Genomic DNA, 953 nt, shown 5'->3' with positions numbered 1-953 from the left:
TTACCCAAGATTCTGGAGGCGCTGACATTCTGCTCCAACAACACCCAGCATCGCCCGGTACTGGATGCACTGGATTGGCTGAAGCACAATCAAACCAGCAACCAGCGGTATATCACGCTCGATGACACCATTCCGGTGGACGGGGTTATCCAGCCAAAATGGCGCGATATTGTCATCGAGGACAACCAGGGCGAGAAGCGTATCAACCGGATTAACTACGAAATCTGTGTCTTGCAGGCGTTGCGGAAGCGCTTACGCTGCAAGGAAATTTGGGTAGTGGATGCCGACCGTTACCGTAACCCCGATGACGATCTCCCGTTGGACTTCGACGCCAACCGCGAAAACTATTACCAGGACCTCGGCCAGACTACCGACGCAACCGCCTTTGTTGAACAACTGCGTAGCGAAATGAGTTCAGCACTGGAATTACTCAATCGGGAGATGCCGAAAAACCGCAAGGTGCGGATCTTGTCCCAGGGCAAAAATCGGATTTCCATTACCCCACTCGCTCCGCAACAGGAACCGATGAACCTGGCTTATCTGAAACGTGAAATTACCGGCCGGTGGCCCATGACCAGCTTGCTCGATGTGCTGAAGGAAGCCGACTTGCGAATCGGATTCAGCGACCATTTTAAGACCGTGGCAGACAGGGAAAATCCGGATCGTCAAAGTTTGCAGCAGCGGATATTGCTTTGCCTCTACGGCATGGGTACTAACACCGGATTGAAGCGGGTCAGCGGCAGCCGTCATGGGATCAGTTACAAAGAACTGCTCAATGTGCGCCGCCGCTTTATTCACAAGGCCGCACTGCGCAACGCCATTGGGCAGGTTGCTAACGCGATTTTTACTGCTCGTAATCCCTCGATATGGGGAGAAGGCACAACATCCTGTGCATCGGATTCCAAGAAATTTGGCTCCTGGGATCAGAACCTGATGACCGAATGGCACATTCG

1 protein-coding gene is annotated in these 953 nt (G+C 53.1%); it reads left to right on the top strand.

Going from position 1 to position 953, the window contains the following annotated elements; translation table 11 throughout:
• Nucleotides 1–953, top strand: a 953-nt coding sequence (locus ACOCD2_RS22165) for a Tn3 family transposase (protein WP_294059285.1), incomplete at both ends; no start/stop codon positions are given.

The organism is Thiolapillus sp., assembly GCF_048562965.1.
Classification (GTDB): Bacteria; Pseudomonadota; Gammaproteobacteria; order Chromatiales; family Chromatiaceae; genus Thiolapillus; species Thiolapillus brandeum_A.
Note: the sequence above shows the minus strand (reverse complement) of the source record. Positions and strands in the feature narration are given on the sequence as shown.